Origin of the sequence: Mesorhizobium sp. M0833, assembly GCF_040319905.1 — a bacterium.
In the GTDB taxonomy this organism is placed as follows: Bacteria; Pseudomonadota; Alphaproteobacteria; order Rhizobiales; family Rhizobiaceae; genus Mesorhizobium.
The window spans coordinates 1-9,504 of record NZ_JAMYOQ010000064.1; the positions used below are offsets into that span (position 1 = coordinate 1).

8 protein-coding genes are annotated in these 9,504 nt (G+C 55.4%); 5 read left to right on the forward strand and 3 right to left on the reverse strand.

Going from position 1 to position 9,504, the window contains the following annotated elements:
- On the reverse strand, positions 1-326 hold a 326-nt coding region (locus NKH98_RS32355), incomplete at its 3' end, for a GntR family transcriptional regulator (protein WP_352904248.1).
- 168 nt (positions 327-494) lie between these two features.
- Here NKH98_RS32355 and NKH98_RS32360 point away from each other — a divergent pair.
- From NKH98_RS32360 to NKH98_RS32375, 4 genes are all read left to right on the forward strand, one after another.
- Positions 495-1,775 (forward strand): ABC transporter substrate-binding protein, encoded by a 1,281-nt coding sequence (locus NKH98_RS32360; protein WP_352904249.1) that lies wholly within the window; start codon positions 495-497, stop codon positions 1,773-1,775.
- A 5-nt stretch (positions 1,776-1,780) separates the two neighbouring features.
- Positions 1,781-2,695 (forward strand): carbohydrate ABC transporter permease, encoded by a 915-nt coding sequence (locus tag NKH98_RS32365; protein ID WP_352904250.1) that lies wholly within the window; start codon positions 1,781-1,783, stop codon positions 2,693-2,695.
- Entirely contained in the window at positions 2,692-3,543 is an 852-nt protein-coding gene (locus tag NKH98_RS32370; protein WP_352904251.1) for a carbohydrate ABC transporter permease, read from the forward strand. Before NKH98_RS32365 ends, NKH98_RS32370 begins: the two co-directional genes overlap by 4 nt.
- A gap of 77 nt (positions 3,544-3,620) precedes the next feature.
- Positions 3,621-4,682 (forward strand): ABC transporter ATP-binding protein, encoded by a 1,062-nt coding sequence (locus NKH98_RS32375; RefSeq protein ID WP_352904252.1) that lies wholly within the window; start codon positions 3,621-3,623, stop codon positions 4,680-4,682.
- Positions 4,683-4,761: 79 nt separating this feature from the next.
- On the opposite strand, the gene NKH98_RS32380 is transcribed toward NKH98_RS32375, so the two are convergent.
- Together NKH98_RS32380 and NKH98_RS32385 are read right to left on the reverse strand one after the other, a co-directional pair.
- Entirely contained in the window at positions 4,762-5,220 is a 459-nt protein-coding gene (locus NKH98_RS32380) for an FCD domain-containing protein (RefSeq protein WP_352904253.1), read from the reverse strand.
- A gap of 12 nt (positions 5,221-5,232) precedes the next feature.
- A complete protein-coding gene (locus tag NKH98_RS32385; RefSeq protein ID WP_352904254.1) occupies positions 5,233-5,613 on the reverse strand; it encodes a GntR family transcriptional regulator in 381 nt (126 codons plus the stop codon).
- Positions 5,614-6,456: 843 nt separating this feature from the next.
- Here NKH98_RS32385 and NKH98_RS32390 point away from each other — a divergent pair.
- Positions 6,457-9,078: a hypothetical protein gene (locus NKH98_RS32390; protein WP_352904255.1), complete on the forward strand. Its 2,622-nt coding sequence runs from the start codon at positions 6,457-6,459 to the stop codon at positions 9,076-9,078.
- Positions 9,079-9,504: the final 426 nt, after the last annotated feature.

Here is a 9,504-nt window from a genome sequence, read left to right on the forward strand (position 1 = left end):
GGGCGCCAGTGGAGCGTCATTTGCCTGGTACCCGGCTGGAATCCACGCGCTAATGCCTCCTCCGAAAATCCTGAAAAAGTGAGCAGGTCCCGGCCGATGTGCCGCTTGGCAACGAACGTCCCCTTGCCAGCGCGTCGATAAAGCAAGCCTTCACCGACAAGCGCAAGCACCGCCTGTCGCACCGTGCTGCTGCTGAGCTCGTGCTGCTTCATCAACTCCATCTCAGTGGAAAGCTGATCCCCAGGATTGAGGACGCCGCTTTCGATCTGAGACCGGATGATGTCCGCGAGCTGAATATGAAGTGGAGTTCTACCAGGCCGAATCATGCGGTCTCCTCAACCCGAGTCATTGGTACCACGCAACTTATTGGCTGGCAATATTAGGATATTGCATTCTTGCAAGAAATGACATAACGTGTGTTTTGATGCTAAGGGAGTGGTTCCCTTATTATAGGTCCGCAGGACGGGCGGGAGGGAGGAAACAGGATGACTGTAATGGGCTATCGCTTGGGTCGGCGCAGCTTCTTGACCGGCATGTTGGGGGTCTCGTCGCTGCCACTGCTTGGGTCGTTGCCGGCCAGTGCGCAAGACAAGAAGCTGCGAGTTTTCGGCTATGGAGGCGGCGCAGATTTTAAGGGGCTCTTCGATGCCTTCGAAAAGGCGTCAGGCGTAAAGGTTTCTTACGAAGGTGTGCCTTTTGCCGACCTTCAAAACACAATAGTCCAGCGGTTCCGGACCGGAAATTCCGGAATCGATGTCTTCCTTGTGGACCCGACTTATATCCCGACGTTCTCCAAGTTGCGCATTTTAGCAGACTTGACCAGCGCTTTCGGAGAAAAAAGCAAAGGCACACTGTTTCCCAGCGATGTGCAGGGCGCTACTTACAACGGGCGGATGATGTCAATGCCGATGTGGGAGTCATCGCAACTCCTGTTCTTCAACAAGGGCCTTCTGGCCAAGGCCGGTGTTGAACCACCGGGTGTCTCGCCGGACGCACGCCTGACCTGGGAGAAGCTCATTGAGCTTGCCAAGAAGGTGCAGGCGGCCGGAGCCGAGACGGGCTTCGGCTTCGAGCAGGTCGATCGCTATTACCAGCTACAGGTTCTGACGGAATCGCTTGGTGGTGGGCCAGGCGTCAAAGGTGACGATTTGCTGACGGTCGACGTGGCCAACGATGCTTGGCTGCAGGCAGGAAAATGGTATGGGAGTCTCTTCGCCGATGGCGTGGCTTCACGTGCTCCGACTGGCCAAGAGATGCCCGACCTGTTCAAGGCCGGCCGGATTGCGTTTCTTGTTGGCGGCCCCTGGTTGATTGCCGATTTCAACAAGGTCGATGGTCTTGACTATGCAGCGGCGCCTCATCCCTATTTCGCCGGTGGCAAGGCAGTGACGCCTTCTGAATCGTTCCATCTGGGAGTGGCTGCGGACACACCGAACGCCGACCAGGCCCTGGAATTCCTGAACTACGCAGGCCTGGACAAAGACGGGGCGGTAGTTGCCTCTGGTGGAAGCAATCTATCCGCGAATATCGAAGCAAACGCCGAAGTGCTGAGCCGAATTCCCCAGCAGAATCCCAACCTGAAGGGTGTTGATATTTTGATGAGCTACGAACTAGCGAATACGGCTATCCGGCGACCGCGTTCCCTCGGATATCTGCAGCTGGAGGAGCTGGTCACGCGTGCATGGAGCGATATCCGCAATGGAAGTGATGCTGCTCTGACGTTTCCGCAACTGCAACGTGAACTTGAGCGCAGTTTCAAGCGCATCGAGCGCTAAGACCGATGGCGATGGAAGCGATTACTGAGGGACCAGGCGTCAGGGATGTATCCACAGTTGGGTTATTTTCAAACTGGAGAGCGGCTATAGCGCCGCTCCTTTTCCTAACGCCGGCTCTGGTTGCCCTCATCGGGTTTCGGTTGTTGCCAGCAGGTTGGCTCATTCAGCAGAGCTTGTCCGGCCCCGACGGCGAATTCGTCGGGCTCGATAATTTCGAGTTCCTTTTCACGGCGCCTTCATTTGCCAAGACCCTGCACGCCACCCTAACCTTTGTTGCGGTGACCGTGCCGCTGCAGACGGCAATCGCTTTTGGCCTTGCTTTACTGTTTGCCGAAAACTCGCGGGTCGTTTCGCTTCTGCGTGTCTTGGTGTTCCTTCCGGTATTCATCCCATCGAGCGTCGCAGCCATCCTGTGGGGCGCTGCATACCGCCCGCAGGGACTGGCAAATGCTCTATTGACGTCTCTGGGCCTCAGTGCTCAGCCGTTCCTCACATCGCCAGACCAGGCACTGATGTCGATCATTGTCATGAGCTCATGGGTCGGAGTCGGCTTCTGGATGATGTTCCTCATCGGTGGCCTAAAGGACATTCCTCGCGATCTCTATGAGGCAGCATCGATCGATGGGGCTGGGAAGCTTTCGTCGGTGTGGCACATCACTATCCCGCTTATGCGTCGGCCGCTGGCCTTTGTGATCGTCGCTGACACGGTGGCCGCATTTCTGCTGTTTGCTCCGATCGCAATACTTACCCGAGGCGGGCCCAACGGTAGCACGCAGCTCGTCATGTTCGACGTGTATCAGCAGGCTTATTTTTTCAATGACGTGCCACTGGCTGCTGCGGAAGGGTTGGCGTTGATGGTCATCATGATGGTCATCATCCTCATCCAGTTTCGGTTGCTATCGCGGGAGAAGCAACTGTGAGCGCCAGAGAACAAAGCTCGGCCGGGGTCGGCCGCATGGTTCAGCTCCTTTTTGGCATCACCGTCGCCGCCGGCTTTATGCTGCCGATCGTTTGGCTGGTTGCCGGAAGCCTCCGGCCCGGTGGCGAGATATTCACCTCGCTCGATCCGCTTTCCATTGGCAGCTTCATCCCGCCACGGCCGACGCTGACAAATTTTGGTAGCGCGCTCGGCGGAGCGTTCCGGACGGGATTAATCAACTCGATCGTCGTGGCCGCGTGTACGGTGGTCGTGGGGCTGCTGGTCTGCGCAGCTGCAGCCTTCGCGTTAAGCGCCATGCAGTGGCGCGGCCGCGAGGTCATCTTCGCCATGATCGTCTTCAGCTTTTTGATACCCGAGGAGGTCGTGGCTGTTCCTTTGTCGGCCATCTTCGCACGCGCCGGCCTGCAGAACACCTACATCGCACTGATCATGCCCTTCGTGGGCAGCGGCATCGTGATTTTCCTGCTGAGGCAGTTCTTCCTCGCCATACCGCGTTCGCTGATTGAAGCCGCTCAAATCGATGGAGCCGGGTGGCTAAGGATTTTCCTCGAGATATTCCTGCCGCTTTCACGTCCGGCTCTCATCGCCGCCGGAGTCATCATTTTCAATAGCCAGTGGCAGGCTTATCTGTGGCCGCTTCTGGTCACGACGCGGCAGGACATGTTCCTTGCCCCGATCACCCTCGGTATGATGGTGGGGGAGCACACCAGCGACTACGGCCAGATCTTCGCCGCATCGACCATTCTAAGCCTCATCCCTGCAGTCATCCTGCTGGGCTTCCAACGCTTCTTCACCGACTCGGTCGCGATGTCGAGCGTCAAAGAATAAGCGAGGATTCGCATGAGCATAAGACGGCTTCATTCGCCTCAAAAACAAGACTGCTTTGTCCCAGTAGGAGATGCGAGTTGGCTCAGGTAACCGTCAGGAACATCGTCAAGCGCTATGGAAACGCCCAGGTCATCCATGGCGTGAATGTTGAGATTGGCGATGGCGAGTTCGTCATTCTTGTCGGTCCGTCGGGGTGTGGAAAATCTACCCTGCTGCGCATGATCGCCGGTCTCGAAGGGATATCGGGCGGTGAGATCAGCATCGGCAGCCGGGTGGTGAACGATGTGCCGCCAAAAGACCGCGACATAGCGATGGTGTTCCAGAACTATGCGCTCTATCCGCACAAGAACGTCGGCGACAACATGGGTTTCTCGCTCAAGATCAAGGGCAGGCCGAAGGCCGAGATCGACGCCAAGGTGAAGAAAGCTGCCGATATTCTTGATCTGGGCAAGCTGCTCGACCGGTTTCCGAGACAACTTTCAGGCGGGCAACGTCAGCGTGTGGCTATGGGACGCGCCATTGTGCGCGACCCAGAAGTCTTCCTGTTCGATGAGCCTTTATCGAATCTCGACGCCCAACTGCGTGTCGCGATGCGCGTCGAAATCAAGGAACTGCATCAACGCCTCGGCACAACGATCGTCTATGTTACCCATGATCAAATCGAAGCGATGACCATGGCCGATAAGATCGTGGTGATGAAGGACGGCAAGGTGGAACAGGTCGGCGCACCGCTCGATCTTTACGACAATCCGGGCAATGTCTTCGTCGCGGGCTTCATCGGCTCGCCGGCCATGAACTTCATCAAGGGCAAGATCGATGCGAAGGACGGCAGGCAGGTCTTCGTATCGGACGCCGGTTGCGTGCTGCCGGTCGAGGGGGGTAGGGCGCAGGACAGCCAGCCGGTCATCTACGGCATACGTCCCGAGCATATTGATATCGCGACCGACGGCTTGCCCGCCACGGTTTCGGTGGTTGAGCCGACCGGCTCCGAGACGCAGATCTTTGCCAAGCTCGGCGAGGACGCCATCGACGCCATCGTCAAGGAAAGACTCACCGTCCGTCCGGGTGAAGAGGTAAGGCTAAGGATCGATCCGCGCCGGGTTCACATCTTCGACAGGCAAAGCGGCGCACGCTTGTGACCCTTACCGATCGAGCCGAACGTCGTCAGTCCGGTCGGATGTGCGAACGCGCCGCAGTTAACGCCAGTGCAGGCGAACATCAGCGTGACCGCATCCAATGCCCTTGCCGGCGCCGGTGACCACCTGGGGCATTCTTTCTATCCGAGAAGGGCGGGATTTTGCCAGGCGAAGAGTTCCAGCATGACGGCGGTATGGTCGAGGTGATTGCGCATGGCGGCCCGCCGCCTCCGGCTCGCCGATCGGCTTCGAAAACCGCGCGATGCTCTTCGGGTCGATGGCGGTCCTCCCGAGTCATCAGCTTGCGGCGGACACGCTCGAGATGGATGCCAAGCGATCCGAGTGTCTCGCCGACATGATCGAGGCCGAGACATTGCGTGAGCAGTTGATGGAATTCGACGTCTAATTGGTACAAGCCGTTCCGGTCGTCGGCTGCAACAGCCGTCGACTGATAGCGAAGGTTCGCCCGCAGGGCGGCGAGCAGGGGGCGGTTGCCGGGACGCCACTTCCGCCGCGAGATCGCCTTCGATGGCACGGGCATGGAGAAACTGGCCTATCGCTTTGAGCACTGTCTTGGCCACGAACGAGCCATGCTGGGCTGGACCACGACCAGCCGCTCGAACGCCAGGCGATTGATCGCGGCGGCGACCGGGAACCGCGAGACACCCAATTGCTCGCACAGTGCCGCCTTGTCGATGGAGGGACCAGGCCCAAGCCTTCCTGTCCGGATGGCCCTCCTGATCCGTCCTATGTCCATGCCGTTCGAAGTCCAAAGTGCCGAAGTAAAGTTCCCCAGTTTCGCCGATTTGGCCGCGGAAGCCCTTCTCGCGCATTTCGCGCCAGGACGTCGAAGCGTTGTGCGCACCTTGCCCCAACGGCTGTTCCAGCCAGGGGAGCCATTGCTCAAGCGAGCTTTGTCGGACGCGGAACACATCGAAGCGCCGGCCGCGCAGGACCTACGGACGAGCTTGCGGCTGTGCCCGGTTCGCTTGGCGATCTGCTTGATCGGATGCTCTACTTCCCCAATTTGCAGAATGGCCTCGTTGATTTCCTGCCGCCGCTAATGTCCCTCATGCTGTAGCCTTCCTCATACTTGCGGACCCAGACGCGGACCAACTGGCGCCCGATATCGTGGCCCTTGGCCAATCCATGCGGCATCTCGCCCGACAGACCAGACAACGTGACATCGCCACGAGTGCTGGTTGCCCTGCCGCACGAAGGCGCAAACGGTGTATCTCTCGCCAGTTACTATGCTGCGTCGGATGGAGCTACTGCTTACTCAACCTGCATCAACTTTAAAATTTCTTTATCAAAATATCACAAAGCCTATGCGCGTCAGAGGGAGTTGTTTTCAACATAATCAGATACTTGGCGAAAAAATTAGCGTCTAGGTCGCTGCGTTGACGGAAAAAGGCAAGAATGATAGTCTTCGGCGAAATGTTTGGTAACACGTAAGCAGTCATATGCAATAAATCAATAGTTATGCTATTTAATCTTGGGTAAGTTCCAAGAGCAGCAGTAAACGATGAGATATGGTTCGCCTTGCGGCACGACCCTGTATTGTCGCTCTACAGCCCTAGGTAACCCAAGTCCCTCACCTGTTCAAGACATTTATATACTTTAATTGCCTGGCCGGTTGGAAACTCTGCAGCGAAAGCGGTTGCCGCTGATCTCGACACTTTGGCTAAGGGCAGAGGTCCAAGAACGGACGACAAGTGAGCGGTGATCAGCGACAAAAACTGTGCTTGCGCAATAGACACACTCAGGGAGAAAAGATATGCAGCCTATAGTGGAGCGCTTGGCCGACAAGATAGAGAAAACCAGTATTGGTCAGTCCAAAAGGTCCAGCATGGACGATATGTTTTATCCGGATTTCTATGGCGGGATCGTACCGCGACTTCCCAGAGATGAGATCTATCAGTCCATCGGTCATGCTGATGGAATGTTTTCACACGGGGGAGGTCTAACAGATAAGACCACCCAACCGCAAAGACCGGAGGATCGCCTGCTCCGGAGTGACATGCGTGATATGCATCATAAGGCGCAAATAAAGGTCCATGACATTCCTACCATACTGGATGGATTTGGGGATTCTATAAAGGTACTCTCACTTGACTGTTTCGATACGTTGCTGTGGCGCAAGACAGCGACACCTGAAGATGTTTTTGCCGTGCTGGCCGATAATCCCATCGCCCGAAGCTTAGGGGTAACTTCCGACCAACGGATTAGTGCTGCGGCGCGTGCCTATCGAGCAAAGCTTTTGGAGAAAGGATCCGGGGAGATTGATATCCCTGACATTTATCGACATTTTGCGTCGCTTTCTGGTGAGGAACGGGAGCTCTTGGCCGAGGCGGAAATCCAGACCGAGATGCATGTTTGCTTTGCATTCTCACCGTACGTAGAACTGATCAGGCTGGCGCACACCCGTGGCATCAAAATTATCATCGTGAGCGATATGTATTTGCGCGAAGGCCAGTTAAGCCGCCTGTTGGCTTGGCATTTGCCTCCAGACGTTATGAACGCAATCAGTAAAATTTACTGCTCTGTTGACTATGGGACGCCGAAGAGTGGTGCCCTTTTCCCGATTGTAATCAGAGAGTGCGGCGTGTTTGCGTCGCAAATACTTCATATCGGCGACAATGAGGTATCGGATGCGCAAGTCCCGCGAAAATTGGGTGTACGTGCTCTGCATTTCGTGGCGTTTGATCGCAGGGTCTCAGACTTCTTGCGCCTACAGCACGCGGCATCTTCGTTGATTGTACTGGAAGAGGCCGCGCCGAAAGCAGTTGTTCTGCCGTGCTATAGTCCATTTCGACCTGTGTTCTCTGCAGAAGATCTGCATCCAGATGCGCCTGAGACAGTGATCGGCTACATGTCGTTTGGTCCGGCGCTATACGCCTACGCCCGTTTTCTTGTGGATGAGGTGGAGGCGCTAAAACAGAGAGGCAAACGAGTCAAGGTCCTCTTTCTGTTGCGGGATGCTTATCTTCTTTCAGCTGCGTGTGAAGCGTATGCGCGCAGGCCCATTGGCCAGTTGGCACGAATAGGCACATTCGTAGCTGTTGCGGCATCTTTCAAATCTAGCGCCGATGTCGATTACTACCTCAGCGGGATCAAGCCTGGAACAGCGAGGTTTCAGTCCACTGCGAAACAGCTTTTGCTTCCGCCCGAATTGACAGAATTGCTAATACGGATTGCGCATCAATCTGCCGACCCACAAACAACGTTCCATCAGTTGTTGCGCGATGGCGATGTGGTGGAGCTCATATTCGAGAAGTCGTCTGCTTTGCGTTCCAGATTGAGGCGTTATATGTCAAGTGAATTAGAGTTGGAGGAAGGGGATACCATTGTTTTGGCAGACATTGGCTATGGCGGCACGATCCTGGACTATTTGACCCGCACCTTTAAAGACGAAATGAAAGTAGACATATTGGGTCACTATCTTCTGGCCTCAGACGAATCTTACCGTTCGGCGAAAAGAAAAGCACTCATTACAACATCTACGTGGAAATACGATTTGTTTGAGCAATGTTGCACACTTAAGGAAGGAGCGGTTCGGAATTATGATTTGAACGGAAAGCCAGTTCTCGAGAATATTGAGCTCAGTGAGAAGCAGTACGAGAAGGTCGAGAAAATTCAATCTGAATGCGTGCGCTTCATCAATGACGCCGTGTCGTTCTTTACCAAGTCTGGCGTCACGCACGATTTTTCTATTTTGCAGCGATCCGCCCATGCAGCCCTATTCCGTCATGTGTATATGCCTATTGAAGCGGAGCTGGAATATTTCAGGGACTTTCAACACGACAACGGTGTGGGACTAGATCGTAAGGAGACGATCTATGATCAAGAAAGTGCCTTGAAGGCTGTCAGGCGCCTTCCTTCACCCTATCGGCTGGGCACATATGAAACGCGCAGCTTGGGACTTGACTTCACATTCAGCGCGCTGGTGCAAGAGAGATTTAAGCTCAATTTATCTAAAGAAGATATGAATGCACGTTTTTCACCCTTGAAGATCTCGATAGAGGGGGCGCACGAGTCGAATGTTTTCTTGATTAGGGCAGACCATCTGCATGACGGATACTTTTCGGCGTTGCTTCCATATTTTAGTGGAAGATCGGTTAAGATGTTCCTTGGGGAGCATTACAAATGGTTGCAGATCGAACAGATAGAACTAACTAATGGTACAGGATGCGGCTCGAGAAGTATATTGGGGTCGACAGACTTAGTCGAAATAAGGCAGCATGGAGAGATTTACCATTGTCTGTCACAAGCAAGTGCTGCGATAATCCATCCCATTGACTGTCGACAGTTCCAAGCTCCTCATCATTGTCATATGATCTTTCGCCCATTGGTTTCGAGGGCATCTGATCCGCCGCGGAGGCCAGGCGCCTCGCAATAAAGGAGGGAAATTCACGCGTGCACCTCACTGGCTCCGAAGGGAATCGGAGGATAGCGAGTGCGCGGCAGCGGCGATCGAACTGGCGAACTGTTCAGATCCTATGAAGGTGCGCCGGGAGAACGGCAAGAAATGACAGGGGAACGGGTCAAGGCTGGGTGATTTCGCCGTTCCTTAGCAATATCTGCCTGCACTACGTTCTCCACGCATCTTGGCCGAAATGTCCGTGGCGCATCTTCCTGTATCCCGTCTGGAACTCACGGCCACCGCAACGCCGCTGGCCTCATGCGGGCCCTCATGGGGCAAGCGAACTTGGCAGTCGTCACGGTGGCGCGATACCCTCCGGCGAAGGCCGCCTTGCGAGAGGACGGCACGGTAGCGAGGCTGCGCTCTTAAGGTCGCCCTTACGAGCGAAGTTAGCAGCACAGC

What these genes read in the sequence shown, in the direction of transcription:
- NKH98_RS32360 (WP_352904249.1), top strand. Translation starts at nt 495, where the DNA reads ATGGGCTATCGCTTGGGTCGGCGCAGCTTCTTGACCGGCATGTTGGGG.
- NKH98_RS32365 (WP_352904250.1), top strand. Translation starts at nt 1,781, where the DNA reads ATGGCGATGGAAGCGATTACTGAGGGACCAGGCGTCAGGGATGTATCC.
- NKH98_RS32380 (WP_352904253.1), bottom strand. Translation starts at nt 5,220, where the DNA reads ATGCCCGTGCCATCGAAGGCGATCTCGCGGCGGAAGTGGCGTCCCGGC.
- NKH98_RS32385 (WP_352904254.1), bottom strand. Translation starts at nt 5,613, where the DNA reads ATGTGTTCCGCGTCCGACAAAGCTCGCTTGAGCAATGGCTCCCCTGGC.
- NKH98_RS32390 (WP_352904255.1), top strand. Translation starts at nt 6,457, where the DNA reads ATGCAGCCTATAGTGGAGCGCTTGGCCGACAAGATAGAGAAAACCAGT.